Origin of the sequence: Kribbella antiqua (assembly GCF_004345665.1) — a bacterium.
In the GTDB taxonomy this organism is placed as follows: Bacteria; Actinomycetota; Actinomycetes; order Propionibacteriales; family Kribbellaceae; genus Kribbella; species Kribbella antiqua.
Genome location: NZ_SLWR01000001.1, coordinates 238069 through 257767 on the forward strand (window position 1 = coordinate 238069; position 19699 = coordinate 257767).

General features: G+C 67.2%; 24 protein-coding genes. 11 read left to right on the top strand and 13 right to left on the bottom strand.

What is annotated here, in order from left to right; all coding sequences use genetic code 11:
• Window positions 1-14: 14 nt before the first annotated feature.
• Complete coding sequence (locus EV646_RS01170; RefSeq protein WP_132142989.1) at window positions 15-1043, top strand: cation diffusion facilitator family transporter; 1029 nt, start codon at window positions 15-17, stop codon at window positions 1041-1043.
• A 25-nt stretch (window positions 1044-1068) separates the two neighbouring features.
• Window positions 1069-1251 (top strand): hypothetical protein, encoded by a 183-nt coding sequence (locus tag EV646_RS01175; RefSeq protein ID WP_132142991.1) that lies wholly within the window; start codon window positions 1069-1071, stop codon window positions 1249-1251.
• Here EV646_RS01175 and EV646_RS01180 read toward each other — a convergent pair.
• Genes EV646_RS01180 through EV646_RS01190 form a run of 3 tightly spaced genes read right to left on the bottom strand, consistent with a single transcriptional unit; the run spans window position 1248 to window position 3246 of the window.
• On the bottom strand, window positions 1248-1907 hold the full coding sequence (locus tag EV646_RS01180) for a transglycosylase SLT domain-containing protein (RefSeq protein ID WP_132142993.1): 660 nt from the start codon (window positions 1905-1907) through the stop codon (window positions 1248-1250). The genes EV646_RS01175 and EV646_RS01180 overlap by 4 nt on opposite strands.
• A gap of 37 nt (window positions 1908-1944) precedes the next feature.
• Window positions 1945-2943: a methyltransferase gene (locus EV646_RS01185; protein WP_132142995.1), complete on the bottom strand. Its 999-nt coding sequence runs from the start codon at window positions 2941-2943 to the stop codon at window positions 1945-1947.
• A 45-nt stretch (window positions 2944-2988) separates the two neighbouring features.
• Window positions 2989-3246, bottom strand: coding sequence for a hypothetical protein (locus tag EV646_RS01190; protein WP_132142997.1), 258 nt, complete (start codon window positions 3244-3246; stop codon window positions 2989-2991).
• Between the two features lie 141 nt (window positions 3247-3387).
• Between EV646_RS01190 and EV646_RS01195 the strand changes: the two genes are divergently transcribed.
• The 3 genes from EV646_RS01195 (at window position 3388) to EV646_RS01205 (ending at window position 5207) form a co-directional block, all read left to right on the top strand.
• On the top strand, window positions 3388-3750 hold the full coding sequence (locus EV646_RS01195) for an ArsR/SmtB family transcription factor (protein WP_132142999.1): 363 nt from the start codon (window positions 3388-3390) through the stop codon (window positions 3748-3750).
• Window positions 3747-4442, top strand: a complete 696-nt coding sequence (locus tag EV646_RS01200) for a cation diffusion facilitator family transporter (protein ID WP_132143001.1) — start codon at window positions 3747-3749, stop codon at window positions 4440-4442. Before EV646_RS01195 ends, EV646_RS01200 begins: the two co-directional genes overlap by 4 nt.
• A 285-nt stretch (window positions 4443-4727) precedes the next feature.
• Window positions 4728-5207, top strand: a complete 480-nt coding sequence (locus tag EV646_RS01205; protein ID WP_158290878.1) for an ATP-dependent Clp protease proteolytic subunit — start codon at window positions 4728-4730, stop codon at window positions 5205-5207.
• Here the strand turns inward: EV646_RS01205 and EV646_RS01210 are convergent.
• The gene (locus EV646_RS01210; RefSeq protein WP_132143004.1) at window positions 5180-5635 is read right to left on the bottom strand and encodes a rhodanese-like domain-containing protein; all 456 of its coding nucleotides are present in this window, start codon (window positions 5633-5635) and stop codon (window positions 5180-5182) included. The genes EV646_RS01205 and EV646_RS01210 overlap by 28 nt on opposite strands.
• Window positions 5636-5645: 10 nt before the next feature.
• A complete protein-coding gene (locus tag EV646_RS01215) occupies window positions 5646-6302 on the bottom strand; it encodes an ArsR/SmtB family transcription factor (RefSeq protein ID WP_132143006.1) in 657 nt (218 codons plus the stop codon).
• A 36-nt stretch (window positions 6303-6338) separates the two neighbouring features.
• Between EV646_RS01215 and EV646_RS01220 the strand changes: the two genes are divergently transcribed.
• The 5 genes from EV646_RS01220 to EV646_RS01240 all read left to right on the top strand — a co-directional run bounded on the left by EV646_RS01220 (window position 6339) and on the right by EV646_RS01240 (window position 10965).
• Window positions 6339-7688: an MBL fold metallo-hydrolase gene (locus EV646_RS01220; protein WP_241995120.1), complete on the top strand. Its 1350-nt coding sequence runs from the start codon at window positions 6339-6341 to the stop codon at window positions 7686-7688.
• Entirely contained in the window at window positions 7685-8911 is a 1227-nt protein-coding gene (locus EV646_RS01225) for an MFS transporter (protein WP_132143008.1), read from the top strand. The genes EV646_RS01220 and EV646_RS01225 overlap by 4 nt, the downstream gene beginning before the upstream one ends.
• 74 nt (window positions 8912-8985) lie before the next feature.
• Entirely contained in the window at window positions 8986-9384 is a 399-nt protein-coding gene (locus EV646_RS01230; RefSeq protein ID WP_132143010.1) for a VOC family protein, read from the top strand.
• Between the two features lie 37 nt (window positions 9385-9421).
• Window positions 9422-9766: a YciI family protein gene (locus EV646_RS01235; RefSeq protein ID WP_132143012.1), complete on the top strand. Its 345-nt coding sequence runs from the start codon at window positions 9422-9424 to the stop codon at window positions 9764-9766.
• The gene (locus EV646_RS01240) at window positions 9763-10965 is read left to right on the top strand and encodes an RNA polymerase sigma factor (protein ID WP_132143014.1); all 1203 of its coding nucleotides are present in this window, start codon (window positions 9763-9765) and stop codon (window positions 10963-10965) included. Before EV646_RS01235 ends, EV646_RS01240 begins: the two co-directional genes overlap by 4 nt.
• A gap of 69 nt (window positions 10966-11034) precedes the next feature.
• Here EV646_RS01240 and EV646_RS01245 read toward each other — a convergent pair whose 3' ends face one another.
• Window positions 11035-11598, bottom strand: a complete 564-nt coding sequence (locus EV646_RS01245; RefSeq protein WP_132143016.1) for a TetR/AcrR family transcriptional regulator — start codon at window positions 11596-11598, stop codon at window positions 11035-11037.
• Between the two features lie 72 nt (window positions 11599-11670).
• Here EV646_RS01245 and EV646_RS01250 point away from each other — a divergent pair, with 72 nt between their 5' ends.
• Window positions 11671-12642, top strand: coding sequence for an alpha/beta hydrolase (locus EV646_RS01250; protein WP_132143018.1), 972 nt, complete (start codon window positions 11671-11673; stop codon window positions 12640-12642).
• On the opposite strand, the gene EV646_RS01255 is transcribed toward EV646_RS01250, so the two are convergent.
• The 7 genes from EV646_RS01255 to EV646_RS01285 form a co-directional block, all read right to left on the bottom strand.
• Window positions 12639-13550: a phosphotransferase family protein gene (locus EV646_RS01255; RefSeq protein WP_132143020.1), complete on the bottom strand. Its 912-nt coding sequence runs from the start codon at window positions 13548-13550 to the stop codon at window positions 12639-12641. The two genes, EV646_RS01250 and EV646_RS01255, sit on opposite strands and share 4 nt — an antisense overlap.
• A complete protein-coding gene (locus EV646_RS01260) occupies window positions 13547-13996 on the bottom strand; it encodes a group II truncated hemoglobin (RefSeq protein ID WP_132143022.1) in 450 nt (149 codons plus the stop codon). The genes EV646_RS01255 and EV646_RS01260 overlap by 4 nt, the downstream gene beginning before the upstream one ends.
• Window positions 13997-14026: 30 nt before the next feature.
• Complete coding sequence (locus tag EV646_RS01265; RefSeq protein WP_132143024.1) at window positions 14027-15337, bottom strand: glycoside hydrolase family 32 protein; 1311 nt, start codon at window positions 15335-15337, stop codon at window positions 14027-14029.
• Between the two features lie 18 nt (window positions 15338-15355).
• Entirely contained in the window at window positions 15356-16222 is an 867-nt protein-coding gene (locus EV646_RS01270) for a carbohydrate ABC transporter permease (protein WP_132143026.1), read from the bottom strand.
• Complete coding sequence (locus tag EV646_RS01275) at window positions 16219-17112, bottom strand: carbohydrate ABC transporter permease (protein ID WP_241995122.1); 894 nt, start codon at window positions 17110-17112, stop codon at window positions 16219-16221. The genes EV646_RS01270 and EV646_RS01275 overlap by 4 nt, the downstream gene beginning before the upstream one ends.
• Window positions 17113-17116: 4 nt before the next feature.
• Window positions 17117-18514, bottom strand: a complete 1398-nt coding sequence (locus tag EV646_RS01280; RefSeq protein ID WP_199236737.1) for an extracellular solute-binding protein — start codon at window positions 18512-18514, stop codon at window positions 17117-17119.
• A gap of 91 nt (window positions 18515-18605) precedes the next feature.
• Window positions 18606-19655 (bottom strand): LacI family DNA-binding transcriptional regulator, encoded by a 1050-nt coding sequence (locus tag EV646_RS01285; RefSeq protein ID WP_132143029.1) that lies wholly within the window; start codon window positions 19653-19655, stop codon window positions 18606-18608.
• Window positions 19656-19699 lie beyond the last annotated feature (44 nt).

The window sequence follows — 19699 nt, forward strand, 5'->3', positions numbered from 1 at the left end:
ATTAATATGTGCGCATGCGCGCATATTTACATGGCCATGGGCACGGTCATGGGCACGAGCACCACGATGGGTTGCTGGGGAAGGTCAAGGAGATCTTCGTGCCGCACTCGCACGACAGTGCGGACAAGGTCGATTCGGCGCTCGAGGCGAGCAAGGACGGGATGCGCTGTCTGAAGATCAGCTTCGCCGGCCTGATCCTGACCGCGCTCATCCAGACCGTGGTCGTGTTCCTTACCAACTCCGTCGCGCTCCTCGGCGACACGCTGCACAACTATGCCGACGCGCTCACCGCGATCCCGTTGGCGATCGCGTTCGTCGTCGGCCGCCGGCTCGCGACCCGCAGCTACACCTATGGCTTCGGCCGGGCCGAGGACCTGGCCGGCATCGTCGTCGTGGTGCTGATCGCCGCATCGTCGGCGTACGCGGGCTACCAGACCGTGATGCGCTTCATCCACCCGGGCGACGTCCGCAACCTCGCCGTGCTCGCCGCCGCGGGGGTGATCGGATTCCTCGGCAACGAGATCGTCGCGCAGTACCGCATCCGCACCGGCCGCCGGATCGGTTCGGCCGCGCTGGTCGCTGACGGGCTGCACGCGAGGACCGACGGCTTCACCAGTCTGGCCGTGGTTTTCAGCGCGGTCGGTGCCTGGTTCGGCTTCCCGCTGGCCGACCCGATCATCGGCCTGCTCATCACGACCGCCATCCTGTTCGTCCTCCGCGACGCCGCCCGCGAGGTCTACCGACGGCTGATGGACGCGGTCGACCCGGAGCTGGTCGACCAGACCGAACAGGTCATCCGCTCAACCCCTGGTGTCGTCGACGTAGCAGGCGTTCAGCTGCGCTGGCTCGGCCACACCCTGCGCGCGGAGGCCCGCATCACCGTCGACTCCGCGACGTCACTCGTCGACGCCCACCTCATCTGCCATCAGGTGGAGCACGACCTGCTCCACGGCGTACAGCGGCTCACTTCCGCGACCATCCACGCCGAACCACTCGCCCAAGATTCCACCGCAGCACACGAACTCGTCAGCCACCATCGCTGAAGCCGATTCGGCTAGGCTCGGCGCTGTGAAGAAGGCTGTCCTGATCGCGCTCGGCGCGCTGCTCACTGCCACGGGTGGGATCTGGACTCTGCAGGGGCTCGGCTACCTCAAGGGCAGTTCGATGACGGGCAGCAGCTTCTGGGCCATGGTCGGCCCGATCGTCGCCGGGCTGGGCGTCGTCACCTTCCGCGGTCCGCAGCGACGCTAGTTGACGGCCTGCGCGGATTTCTCCCAGTTGTCGTGCAGGCGGGCGAGGTAGGACTGGGCCTGGGAGCCCGCTTTCACGCCCCGCGCGAACTTGCGCATGTTGCCGGCGCCCGTGTTGTAGCCGAGGGCAAGCAATTCGTCCTTGCTGTACCGGCTGCTCCGCTTGGCCGGCAGCTGCCTGGCCAGATCATGCAGATGCCAGGCTGCCGCTTCGATCGCCAACTCCGGGTGATCCGGCAGTTCCTCCCACTTCCGTACGGCGAACTTCCGGCCACGCTTGACGTCGTCGAACGCGGCCCGGTGCATGTTCGCGATGCCGAACGCCGGATCACTGTCGATCTGTGCCCAGGACCGCTCCAAGTCCGGGTCGTGCGGCTTGTACGACTCGTTGTAGAGAATCGCCATCAGCAGCGTCGGACTGATCCCGGCCCGGCGGGCGGACGCGCGTACCTGCGGGGCGAACTGTGCCGGGTCGTAATCCACCCACCAGTCCTTCTTCGCGGGCGGCGTCGTACTGGCAGTTCGCTGCGGAGTCACCGAAGCCTTGGGAGCCTGGGATGGCGCATCGACCGCCTTCGGCGTATCCCCATCGCGCGACGCGGCCCACGCCCCGACGGCGACGATCCCGACAGCGACCCACCACCACCGCTTCCCCACCCAAACCTCCCGTCCACGGCGGCGTACTCAGCCCACCCTAGTTGGTCGGCGTCGCTTCGATGAGGAAGAAGTCGGTGGTGGTCGGGATTGTGCGGGTGAGGTGGAATCCGGCCGCGGCGAGGAGGGCGCCGTACTCGTCTGTGGTGCGCTCCTGGCCGCCCGCCATGACGAGCATCGTGAGGTCGGAGAACGCCGTACGGACGGGATCCGGGGCCTGATCGAGTAGTTGTTCCACCAAGAGCAGGCGCCCGTACGGCGGCATCGCGCGCCGGCAGGTGTTCAGGATGTCGATCGACTCGGCGTCCGGCCAGTCGTGGATCACGGACTTGAGCACGTAGACGTCGCCATCCGGTGGTACCGAATCGAAGAAGCTGCCTCCGACCACCCGGCTGCGCTCCGCGACGCCCGCGAGCAACTCTTCGGCAGCCGCGACCACCTCGGGCCGGTCGAAGAGGACACCCTCGGCTGACGGGCAGCGCGCCAGAATCGCGGACAGCAGCATCCCGCGACCGCCGCCAACGTCGACGACCGTGCCGAACTGGCTGAAGTCGTACGCCTCGACGACCGCGTCCGACACCGTCCGGGACAACGCCGTCATCGCGCGGTCGAACACCTCCTGCTCGTCGGGATGCTTGGCGAGGTAGTCCCACACGGACAGCCCGTGGACATCCGCGAACGCGGCCTCACCCGTACGGACGCTGTGCTCGAGCGCACCGAACACCTGCCAATGGAACGGCCGGCCGACGAACCGCACCCAATCGGCTGCCGACCGCGGCGCATCGCTGCGGAACGCCTCACCGGTCTCGCTGTTCGCGAACCTCTCGTCGCCGACGCTCACATACAGCCCGACGGTGACCAGTCCCCGCATCAGCCGAGCCAGCGACCGCGCGTCCGCACCGGTCGCCTCGGCCAGCTCTGCGACGCTCTTCGGCCCATCGGCCAGCAGATCGCTCAACCCCAGCCTCGCCGCGACATGCACCGCCTGCGACACCTGATACCCGGTCACCAACCGATGCACCTGCCGAGCTGTCTCCATCGCAGACCACCCCCACCCCGAGTCTCGGCGTACGCCGAGCGCCGGTCAATGCGCCGGTTCCGGGGAGTCCAGGTTGTCGAGGCGGTGGAGCCGGTCCAGGAGGCGGACGATCAGGGTGCCGGCCAGGTCGGTCGGGTGATCGCCCGGTGACAGCTGGATGTAGTGCTCCAGGAGGTTCACCGCCGCGAGGATCTCGGCTTGGGTGAGCACCGGCAGCATCGGATCATCGTTGTCATCGGCAACATCCAGAGTCCCGGGCCGGACGGCGACGGGCGGGGCATGTAGGTGCTTCCTCCGGAACATGAGGCTCCTCCCCCTGGCTGCGGATCGCACTCGTTGTATCCGTCCACCGGCTCCGAGCGTTACAGCGCCGCTGGGAAGGTTGCTGGAGGCAAACGTCGACCACCCGTTGCCGTGTACGCCGTTTGTCGATAACATCGCTGAATGGCGATGGATGAGCAGGTGCTGGACGAGGCGGCGGCGTTGGCGGTGGCGGCGTGTCTGTTTCATGGATTCAGTGATTCGTCGCGGTTGGCGATCGTCAGGCACCTGGCGCTGGGCGAGCACCGGGTGGTCGAGCTGACGGAGCATCTGGGGCTTGCGCAGTCGACGGTGTCCAAGCATCTGGCGTGCTTGCGTGACTGCGGGCTGGTGGAGTCCCGGCCGCAGGGGCGCGCGTCGCTGTTCAGCCTCACGCATCCGGAGGCGACGCTCGAGCTGCTGGCCGCGGCGGAGCGGCTGCTCGGTTTGACCGGTGACGCGGTCGCGCTGTGCCCGAACTACGGCGTAAAGGCGACGGAGGCATGAGCAATCCACAGGAGTTGCAGCTGCTTCCAACTCGCTGGACGGCCGACCCTGAGCATCGGCGGCGGCTGAGCCGGCGGGCACAGCTGCTGGCCGGCGCATCGGTCGCGTACAACGTCGTCGAAGCCCTGATCGCCATCAGCGCCGGCCTGGTCGCTGGATCGGTTGCCCTGGTCGGCTTCGGCCTCGACTCGGTCGTCGAGGTCTCCAGCGGGCTGATCATCTTGTGGCAGTTCCGTCACCGCCTCCCCGAGACGCGCGAGCGACAGGCTTTGCGACTGCTGGCGTTCTCCTTCTTCGGTCTCGCCGCCTACGTCACCTTCGAGTCAATCCGGGCCTTCGTCACCGGTTCCGACCCCGACACCTCACCGGTCGGGATCGGTCTCGCGATCGCCTCCCTGATCGTGATGCCGTTCCTGTCCTGGGCCCAACGTCGTACCGGCAAAGCCCTTGGGTCCAACGCGGTTGTGGCCGACTCGACCCAGACGCTGCTCTGCACCTATCTGTCCGCCGTACTGCTCCTCGGTCTCGTCCTGAACGCCACCCTCGGCTGGGGCTGGGCGGACCCCGTGGCCGGCCTGATCATCGCCGCCGTCGCGGTCCGCGAGGGCGTCCAGGCCTGGCGCGGCGAAGGCTGCTGCTCCCCCACCAACGCATCCGACTGTTGCTCCCCCGACAGCGGATGCGCCTGCTAGAGCCAGTTTCACGTCGCTCCGCAGTCTGCCGTCAGCAGACGGTCTTCCGCAGCGGAGGTCCGCGGCGCAGGCTGGTGGCGTCGGCGATTGAACAGTACGGAGAAAGCCATGTCCCTGAGGAATCCAACCGCCAGTTGGCCGCCGGGGCGACCTGAAATACCACCGCCGTGGCCCCCGAAGGTGCCGCCGGAGCAACCCGCACCCACGCCGGTTCTGCCCTCGTGGCTGGAACCTGCTTCGACCGCGCTGGATCGCGATGTAGCGGACCGACTGCTCGAGCAGCGAGTGATCGTCGTCGGAGGGCGGCTCGACGACGCGGTCGCGAGCCGCGTAGCGGCGCAATTGCTGCTTCTCGACAGCCACGACGCGGACCCGATCACCGTGCACCTGGCTTGTGCGGACGCGGACCTGGAGCCGTCGCTCGCCCTTGCCGGCGCGATCGACCTCGTCGAGTCGCCGGTCCATGCGGTCGTGCGCGGAACGCTCCGTGGCCCCGCGATCGCCGTACTGTGTGCGGCACAGAAGCGGACCGCCCATCGGCACACGATGTTCATCCTGCTCTCGCCACGGTTCTCCGGCGACGGCACGACCGCCGAACTTCAAACGCTCGCCGATCAGCATGAACGCCAGGTCGCGCGGCTTCAGGACCTCATCGTTCGCGCAACCGGCCGCACTGCCCAGGAAGTCGCGGCCGATCTCGATTCCGGACGTGTACTGGACGCCGACGAAGCACGGGACTACGGCCTGGTCACCGAATTGCTGTAGCTCGTCTCAGGATCCGCAGAGCCGGGGCCACGTGGTGGGCGGGGTGAGGCGGGTTTGTCCGTCGGGAGACCGGCTGCGACCCAGGCCTGGAATCCGCCGATGACGTCAGTACTGACGGTCAGGCCGAGGCGGCGGAGGGAGTCGGCGGCCAGGGTGGAGGCATAGCCCTCGTTGCACAGGACGATCCAGCGGATCGCGGTGCTCGTAGCCTCCGGAATGTGGCCCGGGCTGGCCGGATCGAGGCGCCATTCCAGGTGGTTCCGCTCGATCACGATGGCGTCGGGAAGCTCGCCGCCTGCGCGTCGCTGGTACTCCGGACGAGTGTCCACCAGGAAGGCGCCAGGCTCCTGAGCCGCAGCATGCGCGGCGGCAGGCTCCAGGCGCGCCAAGCCGGCGCGGACCTCCTCCATCATCTCGTCGATGCCCATTTCGCCACCCCTATACAGCGATCGGAAGGTCGGCCAGGCGCCACTCCAGCATCCCGTCGGTCAGCCGGACCGCCTGAAGTCCTTCCGCGGTGAGCGCCCGGACCGCCTCATTGGCGAGCACGCAGTACGCGCCGCGGCAGTACGCCACGATTGTCGAGTCGGCAGGAAGCGACGCGATCCGTTCCGCGAGGTCGTCGAGCGGAATCGAGACAGCGCCGGGGATGTGGCCGGCGGCGTACTCCTCGACGGGCCGTACGTCGACCAGTGTGACGCCGCCCGCTTCCAGCCGAAGCAACAGCTCGTCACGGGTCAGCTCGTCGATGTCGTCATCACCTAGATAGGCGACCCTCGCGCGGTCCACCCCAGCGACATGGGTGGTCGCGACGCCCCGAAGCTGTGACCAGAGCCCGAGCACGTCGGCGCCGGCGAGCCGGTAGTACACCCTCGTGGCTTCCTTGCGGGTCACCACCAAGCCCGCTTGCCGGAGGATCTGCAGGTGATTCGACGCCGTGGTCAGGCCCAGCCCTGCGCGGCCGGCCAGGAGTTCGACCGATCGCTCTCCCTGCGCCAGCAGGTCCAGCAGTTCCAGCCGCTTGGCGCTGGCGAGCGCCTTGCCGACCTTCGCGAACTCCTCGAACAGCTCCGCCTTGCGGGTCGCGTCACCCATTGGCTTTCCTCCAGAGATTCGTGGAATAGTGTAAAAGTGGATGACGGTACCGGCAAGATGATCACTCCCGTGGTCGACGACGGACTGGGCAACTCGGCCTACCTGGTCGATCTGGGAGACGGGCGTGCGCTCGCTGTCGACGCATCACTCGACCTCCGAGCGCTCCAAGCCGAGGCAGAGCGCCGCAGACTCACGGTGTCGTTCGCGGCCGACACCCATCTGCACGCCGACTTCCTGTCCGGCGCCGTGCAACTGGCCGATGCCGACGGCGCCCAGGTGCTGGCGTCCCGGGCCGGGAACAGGACCTTCGACCACATCGGCCTCAGCGATGGTGACGAGGTCGACCTCGGCGGGCTGACCTTGCGCACGCTGGCCACGCCGGGCCACACCGGCGAGCACCTGGCCTTCGAGTTGCTCGACGGATCGGACCCGCTCGGAGTGTTCACCGGTGGATCACTGATCGTCGGCGGCGCCGCGCGTACCGACCTCTCGGGCAGCGGTCAGACCGAGGCACTCAGCCGCGCTCAATACCGATCGTTGCGGCGTCTCGCCGAGCTACCTGACGCGACGCCGATCTGGCCGACGCACGGCGCCGGATCCTTCTGTTCCGCTCCGATCGGCGGCGATCGGACGTCGACGATCGGGCGGGAGAAGGCGACCAACCCATTGCTGGCGGCACCTGACGAGGATGCGTTCGTCAAGGAACTCCTGGGCGGCCTCGGCAGCTTCCCGCCGTACTTCCTGCGACTCCCCGAGGAGAACCGTCGTGGCCCCACAGTGGACGGAGAGGCGCACGTGCCCGGGCTGGATCCGGCGCGGGTCGCCATGCTTGCTCAGCTGGGCGCCGTGGTCATTGACGTTCGACCGGTTCGGGACTTCGCGGCCGGTCACATCCCCGGTGCGCTGTCGATCCACCTCAGACCCCAGTTCGCCTCCTGGCTCGGCTGGCTTCTGGACCCACTCACGCCGTACGTCGTCATCCGCGATCCGAAGCAGGATCTGGCTGAGCTCATCTGGCAGGCCCTCAAGATCGGGTACGACGTACCCGTCGGCGAACTGGCCGGCGGGATGGACTCGTGGGACGGTTCGGCTACTCAGACCCCGCTGCTCACCGCGAGCGAGATCGGCGACAGTCGCGTGCTGGATGTTCGTCAGGACAACGAGTTCTACGATGGTCACCTCCCGGATGCGCTGCATGTCGAGTTGGGCGATGTGCCGGACCGCGTGGCCGACCTCCCTGCCGAGCCTGTCGTGGTGATGTGCGGTCATGGGGAACGCGCGATGACCGCCGCGAGCTTGCTGCGCCGAGCGGGTCATGTCGGCGTCCGGGTCCTGGCGGGCGGCGTGGACGACTGGGTGGCGGCCACCGGCAGATCGTTGGCATGACAGGCACACCGCAGCTGGGGCTGCGGGCCAACCTCGCCCAGTTCAGCTTGCTGGTCGCGGTCAACGCGCTGGTCGGCGGCATGCTCGGACAGGAGCGGGTCGTCCTGCCGTTGCTGGCCGAGCGCACCTTCCACCTCACCGCGTACACCGGCGCGCTGACGTTCATCCTCGCCTTCGGTCTGGTCAAGGCGCTCACCAACTTCTTCGCCGGCACCTGGTCGGATCGCTTCGGCCGCAAGCCCGTGCTCGTGGCCGGCTGGCTCATCGGCCTGCCGGTGCCGCTGTTGCTGATCTGGGCACCGACCTGGGGATGGGTGATCGCCGCGAACGTGCTGCTCGGCGTGAACCAGGGCCTCACCTGGTCGACGACCGTGATCATGAAGATCGACCTCGTCGGCCCGGCTCGCCGCGGCCTCGCCATGGGCCTCAACGAAGCCGCCGGGTACGTCGCCGTCGCCGCCACCGCAATGGCCACCGGGTATCTTGCAGACGCGTACGGGCTGCGGCCGGCGCCGTTCTTGCTCGGCGTCGCTTATGCGGCTCTCGGGCTCGGGCTGTCCACTCTCGTCGTACGCGAGACTCGAGCCCACGCGCTTCAGGAGGCCGGCACAACGCACCACGGGCTCACGACGCGCGCGGTCTTCACCCGGACCAGCTTCACGGAACCTGCATTGTCGTCGGCGTCCCAGGCCGGTCTGGTCAACAACCTCAACGACGGCTTGGCCTGGGGGCTCTTTCCGATCCTGTTCACCAGTCATGGGCTCGGGCTGGCCAAGGTGGGTCTGCTCGGCGCGCTCTACCCCGCTGTCTGGGGCTTCACCCAACTCGCGACCGGTTCCCTCTCGGACCGGATCGGACGCAAATGGCTCATCGCCGGCGGCATGCTCCTGCAGGCCGCGGCACTCGCGTTGGTTGCCGTCAGCACCAATTTCGCAGGCTGGATCGTCGCGGTGACAGCGCTCGGTCTCGGCACGGCAGCGGTGTACCCCACCCTGCTCGCAGCCGTCGGAGACGTCGCCCAGCCGACCTGGCGCGCCCGCGCCGTCGGCGTCTACCGCTTGTGGCGAGACGGCGGATTCGCCGCCGGCGCACTCCTGGCCGGCACCATCGCTGACCTCTGGGGCATCCCAACCGCCATCTGGACCGTCGCCGCGATCACCGCCATCTCCGGCCTTGTCGTCACCCTCCGCATGTACGAAACCCACCCCAGGAGCTTCCGATGAGGCCAAGTTTGTCGTATTCGCCGAGGCGCCGATCGTCTTCTCTGTGAAACCACCCCATTGAGGAGGAGCACACCATGCAAGCCAGTGTGAACGCGCTCGATATCGCGGTCGGCGATCTGGGCGCGGCGATCGAGTTCTACCGGCGGCTCGGGCTCGAGTTCGTCCGGGACGAGTACATGCCGGACTTCCACGCCGGGTGCGATCTGCCGAACGGGTTGCACCTGATGCTCGACACCGACGACTTCCGCGCCAAGTTCACCGCCGGCTGGAAACCACCGTCCGCCGGGCGAACCTTCCTCGCCATCCAGCTGGACACGCCGGATGCTGTCGACGCCAAGTACGCCGAGCTCACCGCCGACGGCGTCATCGGGTTGCAGGAACCCTTCGATGCACCCTGGAGGATGCGGTACGCGACCGTCGCCGATCCATCCGGCAACGGGGTCGACTTGTACGCCGACCTTCCGGCGAGCTGACCCGCGACCGGCCAGACTGAATACCGGAGGTGATGCAGTGAAGTACGTGCTCATGTTTGTCGAGACCGAGGAGTTCGCGAAGGAGCTCGAGGCGATGAGCCCGCCCGAGCTGGAGCAGGCGTATCAGCGCGTCAACCAGTGGTTCATCGACCATGCCGCGAAGATCACCAATCGCGGCGCCAAGTTGCAGGGCGCGCCGTCGGCCACGACGGTCCGGCTGGACGGCACCGAGCCGGTCACCACCGACGGCCCGTTCATGGAGGGCAAGGAGGTCATCTCCGGCTTTCTCGTGATCGACGTCGCCGACCTCGACGAGGCGCTGCGGGTGGTGAAGACCTGGCCGGGCTGCCCCGTGGTCGAGATCCGCCCTGTGGAGTCATGACGAGCGACACCGCTGCCGACGAGCTGGCCCGCGTCGTGCGTGAGCACGCGGGCCGGCTCGCCGCCTCGCTCGTGTCGCTGCTCGGCGACTTCCCGGCCGCCGAGGATCTGGTCCAGGATGCCGTCGAGATCGCGCTGCGGCGCTGGCCCGAGGAGGGCATCCCGGACCGACCCGACGCGTGGCTGTTCACGGTCGCGAAGCGGCGTGGCGTCGATGTTCTGCGTCGACAGGAGAACTACCGGACCAAACTCGCCCAGCTTCAATGGCCAGTCCCACCGGCATCGGACGATCGGCTCCGGCTGATCTTCACCTGTTGTCACCCCGCGTTGGCCCGGGAGGCACAGATTGCGCTCACGCTGCGCGTCGTCTGCGGCCTCACCACCGCCCAGATCGCGGCCGCATTTCTGGTCCCCGAGACAACCCTCGCGCAGCGGATCACCCGCGCCAAACGCAAGATCGCCGACGCGGGTATCCCGTATCGCATCCCGCGCGACGACGAGCTCGCCGTACGGCTGAATGAAGTGCTGGCCGTGATCTACCTGCTCTTCAACGAGGGCTATCTGTCGAGCACACCGGACCGCGCACACTCCCGCGACCTCGTCGATGATGCCGAATGGCTCACCGCTCTTCTCGCGGGTCTGCTACCCAACGAGCCCGAGGTCACCGGACTGCTGGCCCTGATCCGTCTGCACCGCGCCCGGGTTGCCGCGAGATTCACAGCCGACGGCGACCTCGTGCTGCTGCAGGACCAGGACCGCACCAAGTGGGACCACGCTGCGATCGCCGATGCCACTGCCTTGCTCACCCGTACGGCGCGCCGACACCGCTCCCCTGGCCCGTACCAACTCCAAGCCGCCATCGCCGCCTGCCACTGCGAAGCACCCACGTGGGCCGACACCGACTGGCATCAGATCCTCGTCCTCTACGACATGCTGCTCCTGGTGGAGCCCTCCGCCGTCACCCGCCTCCACCGCTCGGTCGCCGTACGGTATGTCCACGGTGTGCGAGCCGCACTCTCCGAACTCGACGACCTCGACGCCACTCTCCAGAACTATCCGCTCTACCACGCGATCCGCGCCGAACTTCTGCGAGCCGACGGCCGACCATCCGAAGCCCACGAAGCCGACCGCCACGCCATCGAGCTCACCAGCAATCCAGCCCAGCGGGACCTCCTCCACGCGCGCATCGCGAAGAACTGAGGGTCAGCGGTAGGCGCGGGCTTGGAGCTCGAAGAGGCGGGGCTGTACGACGTAGGACTGCCGGCGCGATCAGCCGAGGTAGCTCACGACCATCTCGACCAGGGCGTCGACGTCGGCCTTGACCATTGGCTCACCGGTCATGCCCATCCGGTGCAGCAACGTGCCGATCACGACGTCGACGAAGAAGAGGACCCGCTGCTCCGACTCCCCCAGCACCTCCTGGAGTACGAGCCGATAGGGATCCTGCAACTGCGTGGACAGGATCTCGCGCAACTCCGGATCGCTGATCGCGTCGGTGAACACACCTGCGAAGGCGGCGGCCAGCCCGGGTTCGGCGATGCGCAGCGCGCCGAAGCGGATGGCTGACGCGATCACCTCCTCACGGCTGTCGCCCGCCTTGATCGGCAACGGCCCGAAGGCATCCACGAGGCAGGCAGTGATCAGCGCACCCTTGGACGGCCAGCGCCGGTAGATCGTCGTTTTCGCGACGCCCGCCGCCGCGGCGATGCGGTCGACGGTGGCGTGTGTGTAACCGAGCTCGTCGACCGTGCGCAGCGTTGCCGCGAAGACCTCGGCGTCGATGCCCGCACGGGGGCGGCCGGGCGGTCTGGGCGGAGTGGTTGCTCTGGCCATGGTCCTACCTTAGCGAGTTATGCTACTTTCGGTATCGATACTTCTAGTAGCGAAATCTCGTGAGGAGCAGACATGAGCAATGCCACCGCCGTACGACAGCAGCCGCCACTAGGCGTCCGGCTGCTGCGCGGCCTGAGGAAAGAACCGGACTTCGACGCCCTGTCACACGAGGAGCTGGTCGCCTTCCGGGACGCGGAGAACCGCAGGCGGGCTTCCGGTCTGATCCGCGTGATCACCGGCTTCCCGGACCGTGGGGCGACGATCGAGTGGCAGCAGGTGGCGTTGCCCGGCCGAGTGCTCAAGGTCCGCATGTACCGGCCGTCGCGAGGCGGCTCCGAAGCCCTGCCGCTCGTCCTACATGTGCACGGCGGCGGATTCGTCGGTACGGCGGCGCAGAGCGACTGGATCAACAGCCACCTCGCCGCGCAACTGCCCGCGGTGGTCGTCTCGGTCGAACACCGCCTGGTCGACCGGGACACGCCGATGTCAGCGGCCGTCGACGACGGTTGGGACGTACTGCGTCATGTCATGCAGCGCGGCAAGCAGTGGGGAGTCAACCCGGCCCGGACCGCTGTGTTCGGAGAGAGTGGTGGTGCGCTGATCAATGCCCTGGCCGCGATCCGCGCCAAGGAGTCCGGTCTGTTGTTGCGGGCGCAGGTGCTGGTCAATCCCTGTGTCGATCTGACCTCGACGGCCTTCGACTACCTCTCGATGACCGAGTACGCCGACAGCCCGACCCTCACGCTGACGATGCTGGAGTGGTTCCGCCCGCTCGCCGTAGCAGGAACGGATCCACGTGCGGTGTCGCCGCTGTACGCCGAGGACCTGAGCGGACTGGCTCCGGCGCTCGTCGTCGTACCGACTCTCGACCCGATTGCCGACCAGGGCCGCGCGTACGCCGATCGCCTCCTCGACTCCGGCACACCCGTCGAGCTGGCCGAACACCCCGGCGCCGGCCATGGCTTCCTCAGCCTGCCGAGCCTCTTCCCGCAAGCCAAAGCCGCGCGGACTCAGATCACCGACTTCCTCCGCGACCAGCTCTAGATGTCGATGCCGAGTGCGCTGAATCTGGCAGCCAAGTCGTCGACCCATTCGGTCGGCGTGCGGTGATCCGGGAGGTGCACCCCTGCTTCGCTTCGCCACAATGCGTCTCCGAGGGCGGTGCGCAGATGCCAGGCCATCACCCGGTCAGTCGCCAGTGCGCGACCGGTGATGTCCTGGTAGTGCCGCATGGTTGCCGTCAGCAACTCGACCCCCGGGCCGGTACCGGGGAAGCACCGCAAGTCGTACTCCGGCTCCGCCAAACCAGCGGTTTCGAAGTCGACGACCACGCGGAGGTTCTCGCCATCCCAGACCTGATTGCCGCCGTGCAGATCGGCATGCACAAGTACGCTCGGGCCCGGGGACGCCAGTACGTCGTCAGCCCAGTCACACCATCGCCGGATGGCAGGACGCTGATCCGCCCGAGCCCACCGGTCGAACCTGTCACGCAGCAGGTCTGTCGTGGCCGGTTGCAGTGCCGCCGGGGCAAGCTCGCCGACGGCGGCCTCGACGCGCTTCCGGGTCGCCGGGTCGTGCAACTCGCCCAGAAAGCGTGCGAGCTGCCGGCCGGCGTGGTCCCGGTCGATGGAGTCGACGACCTCGAACAGCGCTGTACCCGGCACGATCCTGGTCACCAGCAGCAGCGGGTCGGTGCTGCTGGCAACCACCTCCGGCAGGTACGGGATAGCCAGCGCCCTCAATACGGCGATCTCGTGCGCCAGTCGGAGCGCCGCGGGCTCGGACCAGGCGAACTTCACGACGAACCGTCCGCCGACAACCGCACTCGCCGACCGCCAGAGCGGATCGTCCCCGCCCACCGGCTCCCGGACCACGACCGGTGCATCGGCAAGGTCGGGCGCGACGACCTTCAGCGCCGCGCTAACCTCCGCCGGCGAGTCCAGCCACCTCATCCCTCCAGGCCGTCCCACGACCAGCGTGGAATGGACAGGCCTGGAGGTACGTCGTCCGCGGAGCCGTGGTACTTCGTCATCGCGACCGTCGTCGCCCAGGTGAAGTAGTCGTGCAGAACATCTCGCAGCCGGGGATCGACGTCCAGGCCGGTGTCCGTCAGAGCTTCGTCGAAGCAGGCGATGGCGCGGCGGTCCATCTCCTCGTGCGGACCGTTCCCGCTGTGCAACCGGACGACCGACGTCTCGTCGCCGTACGAATCGGAGTACACCGCCGGCCCACCCAGTGCTTCACCCCAGTACGCTGCCAGCCGCACACTGTGGTCCGGTCGGAAGCCATGGCTGAACGCGTGGCTCACCACCTCGTCCGCCATCACCCGCTCATGCCACGCATGCGCCAGCCGCAGCATCCCGTCAGCCCCACCCGCCGCCTCGAAGACTGTGCTCATCCGCCCAGGCTGTCAGACCTGCCCGCGCTGTCAAGAGACTTTGAGCGGCTGGAGCTCCCACGCGTCGACGCTGAAGCCGCGCGCTTCCAGCCGCCAGGGCGAGTCGCCGACCGGGTAGAAGCGAACCGTGAGTACCTGACCGGCGGAGGTGAAGATTTCGGCAATGGACCGGTCGACAACCACGCGCAGCTCGCCACTGGGACACGGCATCCGGTAGGAGCCGCCGCGCGCCCGGGAATCCAGTGAGGCGTGGTCGCGGTCGACAACCACCTCGCCCGCCGCAAGGCGGATCTCGAGGTACTCGTCGACACCGGTGACCAGCTGCAGACTCCCCTCGCCGGTCGCCTCCAGGTCGAAGCTGCGCGGAACCTCGCCCAACTCCAGTTGTTCACCGCGCAATGCGAGTACTTCCTCGGCGGGTCGTTGGAACACCTCACCATCGACCACTGTGATCTCGCGCGGAATCGTGAGCACCCCGGCCCAGCCGTCCTCGTCGGACCACACCTCGTCTCGAGCCTCCCAAGACCAGCCCCACAGCAACCACCGGTCCCCAGGCCCACGCAGCAACGCCGGCGCATAGCAATCGGGACCGTAGTCCAGCAGCGCAGGTGGACCGGGCTCGAACGTGTCACCGTGTACGTCGCCAACCATCGCGACCACGCACCTCGGACCGTCATGGTCGTCCCACGCACTGACAATCAGCGCGCCGCGCCCCGATCCGGCCGGCAGGAACTGAGGACACTCCCACCCCTCACCGGTCAACATCTCCCGGACAGCCCTCGACTCACTGGCATGGAAGGGCCCTCGGTAGCTCCACGTCTCCAGGTCGGGCGACTCGTAGAGCAGAGCGGCCGCCCGGCCGTCGCTGAGTGCGGCGCCGACCAGCATCCGCCAGCCATCACCGTCCCGCCAGACGTACGGGTCGCGGTACATCGTGAAGCCTTCGGGCACCTCCGGGATGAGCAGGTCTCCACGGGCCCGGAAGGTGTGGCCACCGTCGTACGACGTTGCGGTGGTGACCGGCTGACTCCAGCGGTCCTGGCGGTTGGCGGAGTAGAAGGCGATCAGCCGGTCGCCATCGGAGACCGCGTTGCCCGAGAAGCAGCCGTCGGCATCCTCGCCCCCGGGAGTAGGAGTCAAGGCAAGTGGGAGGGCCTCCCAGCTCAGCAGGTCAGGGCTGCGGAAGTGGCCCCAGTGCATGTTCGCGTGACGGGCGCCGAAGGGGTTGTACTGGTAGCAGACGTGGTAGTAGCCGTCGTGGAAGACCAGCCCGTTGGGATCGTTGATCCAGTTGCGGGGCGGGCGTAGATGCGCGACGGGCCGATGCAGGTCAATGGACACGCAGGTGCCTTTCGGTGATCAACGGAAGGAGCCGGCCACGATTCCCTCGACGAAATAGCGCTGGGCAGCGAGGAAGATCAGCACACTGGGGATCAGGGCGATGATCACACCGGCCAGCACGATGGAGATGCTGCCGGTGCCGAGGGTTCCCTGCAGCGTCACCAGCCCCAGCGGCAAGGTGAACTTCGAGGTGGACTGCAGGAAGATCAACGGCCGGAAGAACTCGTTCCAGTACGCCGAGAACGTCAGTACCGCCAAGGTCGCCATCGGCGCCCGGGCCATCGGGGCGTAGATTCGGGCGAAGACTTGGAAGTGCGAGGCGCCGTCGACCCGGCCCGCTTCGCCGAGCTCCCGCGGCATCTGCAGGAAGTACTGCCGCATCAGGAAGGTGCCGAACGCGCCGCCGACCGCGGGCAGGATGAGTGACAGCCGGCTGTCGGTCAGGCCCAGATACTTGATGATCAGGAAGACCGGGATGATGGTCGTCTGGAGCGGCACCATCATGGTGGCCAGGATGATCCAGAACAGCGCCTTGCTGCCCCGGAAGCGGACCATGGCGAACGCATAGCCGCTCATGGTCGAGGTGATCAACTGGCCGACCACGATCAGCCCGGTGACGAGGAAGCTGTTCACGAAGAAGCCGGCCAGCGGGACCTGCTGGAAGACGGCCTTGTAGTTCGACCACACAGGATCGGACGGAATCCATTGCGGCGGCTGGTCGAACGAGGTGGCCGGCGTACGCAGCGAGGTGGCCAGAGCCCATGCGATCGGCGCCACCACCAGCACTGCCGCCGCAATCAGTACGACGAGCGACAACAGAGTCCCGAGCTTGATCCGGCGGCTCCGGGATTGGGTGCGCGCGGCAACCAAAGTAATCGCGGTCATGAGTAGAACACCCACTTTCGGCTCACCGTGAACTGCACGGCGGTGATGACCAGCAGTACGGCGAACAGCAGCACGGACATCGCCGACGCATAACCGAACTGCAGGTTCTGAAACGCCGTCTGATAAACGACCAGCACTGTCGTGTACGTCGCCTCACCCGGCCCGCCCTTCGTCATCACGTACGGCTGGTCGAACAGCTGCATCGTGTTGATCAGCCCCACTGTGCAGGCGAACAACACCGTAGGACTGATTAACGGCAGCTTGATCTGCCGGAACAACCGGGCGGACGAGGCGCCGTCGATCTGCGCCGCCTCGAGGACGTCCTGCGGCAACGATCCCAGCGCGGCGACGAAGAGGATGAACGTGAACCCCAACTGCTGCCACACCGCGACGAGCACGATCGTGGCCGTCGCTCCCCCGGCCGAGCTCAGCCACGGGACGGTGGGCAGATGAAGCGCACCGAGGTAGTAATTGATCACGCCGAAGTGGTCGTTGAACACGTACGTCATCACGATCGAGATCGACGCCGCGGACGCCAGCATCGGCAGGAAGAACGCCGCGCGGAAGAGATTGCGGACAATTGCCGACGCCCGCCGGGCCACCAGGAGTGCCAGCCACAGGCCGAGTGCGACCTGCAGGAAGACGATCATCACGGCCAGGCCCGCGGTCACCAGCAGCGAGTGGGTGATCGTCTTGTCCTGCAAGAGCGCTTCGAAGTTGTCCAGCCCGATGAACTGCGGGCTGGAGATGGCGTCCCACTTGAACAACGCGAGTACGAACGATCCGACGATCGGCGCGGCGGTGAAGACGAACACCACCACCAGGGACAGCGCGATCATCGCGTAGCCGAACAGGGCTTCGCGGCGCGCGCGGCTTCGGGCCGGCTGCATCGCGTCAGCTCGTCTTCGCGGCGGACTCGAGGTCGCTCTGCAACCCGTCCAGCGCCGACTTCGCATCGCCCGTCGACATGGCCTGAGTGGTGCGCTTGTTCAGCGCGATGGCCATGGCGTTGTAGTACGGCGGGGCCGGGATCGGCGCGGTGTCGTCGAACTTGGTCAGCGTGTCGTAGAAGACCTGCCAGTTCTTCGGGCCGGTACTCGCGTACCGCTGGGCCGTCATCATCGACTTCCGCGGGAACGTGGTGACGTTGCCCGGGGACAACAGGTCCATGTTCTTCGGAGTCACCAGGGTCTTCAGGAATTCCCAGGCCAGGTCCTTGTTCTTCGACGACTTGAGGATGCCGTAGCCGCCGGCGCCGAAGAGGTGGCGCTGTGACTTCCACTTGGGGAAGTACTGCACGTCGAAGGATCCCGGGGCCATACCGGCGTTGTGCAGGCCGCCGGCCCAGAATCCGCCGCCGATGGCCATGCCGATCTTGTTGCTGGCAAAGAGACCTTGCAACGTGCCGCCACCGCCGACGTCAGGCGTGGGCGACAGGCCCTCCTTCTGCAACTGGATCATGAAGTCGAGCGCCTCGACGACCGGCGTCGAGTTGGCGGTCGGATCCCCCCATTGCCAGCCGCCCTTGCGACCGGCCGCGGCCGGATCGTTCGGGTAGAAGGTGTTCCACAGCCAGTCGCCGCCGTCGTACTTGCCTTCGGTCAGCAGGTTGCCGCCGTTGGCGTACATCCAGGACGTCCAGCTGCCCCACAGCCGGACGACCCAGTTCCAGCCGACGACATTGTTGCCTTTGGCAGAGACTTTCCTGGCGATGTCGTAGAAGTCGTCCTTGGTCCAGTTGTCGGCCGGGCGTTCCACGCCGACGCTGCTCAGGAGCGACGTACTGTAGAACATGTTGCCGGCGTTGAAGTCGCTCGGCAGTTCGTACAGGTGGCCTTGGTACATCATCGCTTCCACCAGGGCCGGGTGGACGTCGGCGAAGTACGACTTGAGCTCGGACGCATCGCGCTTGACGTAGTCGTCCAGCGGCTCGGCCAGTTCCTTGGCCGCGAACAGTTGCAGACCTTCGGTGGCGACCGCGGCGATGTCCGGTGCGTTGCCGGCCGCGATCTGGGTGAGCAGCTTGCTGAAGAAGTCGTTCCAGTCCGTGCCCGTCGTACCGGTGAACTTCACCTTCACGCCGGGGTGGGCCGCCTCGAACGTCCCGGCCGCCTTGGTCAACTTGTTCGCCGACGCCTGATCGGTGAACACGGCAACGTTCAGCGTCTTCGGGCCGGACGGACTGGCCGAGTTGGATGAACAGCCGGTCAGGCCGGCCAGTACGGCGGAAGCGGCGCCTGCTTTGAGCAGGCCACGGCGGCTCAACGGCTCGGTGAAGAGGTTCGTGGACATGCGTGTACCCTCACTGTGTTCGAAGTACTGACAGGGATGACGACCGCTGCAACGGTCGCCTGTCGGGAGCGATTGCTTCGCCGTCCCGGGGTCAGAGCCGGGGCGGCGGAGCGACCGATGCTCTTGCCACCAAGGGGCAAGGCAGCATCTCTTGGGTGACGGTGCCTTCTAGGGTTCCGGTGAGTGCGAGCAACTGGGTGACGGCACGCACCCCCATCTCGTAGTGCGGAAGCTGGACAGTGCTCAGTGCGGGATAGATGGCCTCAGAGACCAGCTCCTGGTTGTCGAATCCCACCACCGACAGGTCGTCGGGGATGGACAATCCCAGCTCGGCGGCGGCCCGGTAGGCGCCGGCGGCCATGCGATCGTTGAAGCAGAACAGGGCTGTCGGACGCTGCCCGGACGTCAGCAGGCGCCGGGCGGCCCGGTAGCCCGCGGCTACATCGCCCCAGACCGTTCCGAGGATCTCGGTCGACTCGGCGACGACCAGAGCCGGATCGAAAGGTACGCCGACCTCCGCCAGCGCCGTGCGGTAGCCGTCGGTCCGGCCATGCCGTGCGGGGATGTCCTCGCCCAGCACCATCAAGCCGATCCTGCGGTGGCCGTGGTCGATCAGGTGTCGCACCGCCGTGTAGCCGCCCTGCACCTCATCGGGCACCACGGACGGAACGGTGAGGTCATCGGAACGCGCATCCACCAGAACGGTCGGCGTTGATCGCAGGTTCTTCGGCACCTGTACGACGCGGTGGTACATCGCCGCATAGAGCACGCCGTCGACCTGGCGCTGGAGCAGCGTCTCGATACCCCGGCGCTCCAGTTCGTCGTCTCCCCCGGTGTTCACCAACAGCAGCAGCACACCCTGCTCGGCCGCTGCCTCCTGGGCGCCGAGGATGATCCGGCCCGCGTTCGGGCTGGTGGCGACCTCGTCGCTGATGAAGCCGATGCTTTGCGAGCGTTGCAGCCTCAGCCCTCGGGCCAGCCCGTTGGGTGCGTACCCGAGCTCCTCGGCGATCCGCATGACTCGCTGCCGGGTCTCCACGCTGGCCCGTTTACCTTCGACGCCGTTGAGGATGTGCGACACGGTCGTGACGGAGACACCCGCCGCCGCGGCCACGTCCTTGATCCCGATCCGGCGCGCCATGACTCCTCGATCCAGTCTGGTTGGCCAATCGATTTGCCAACCGC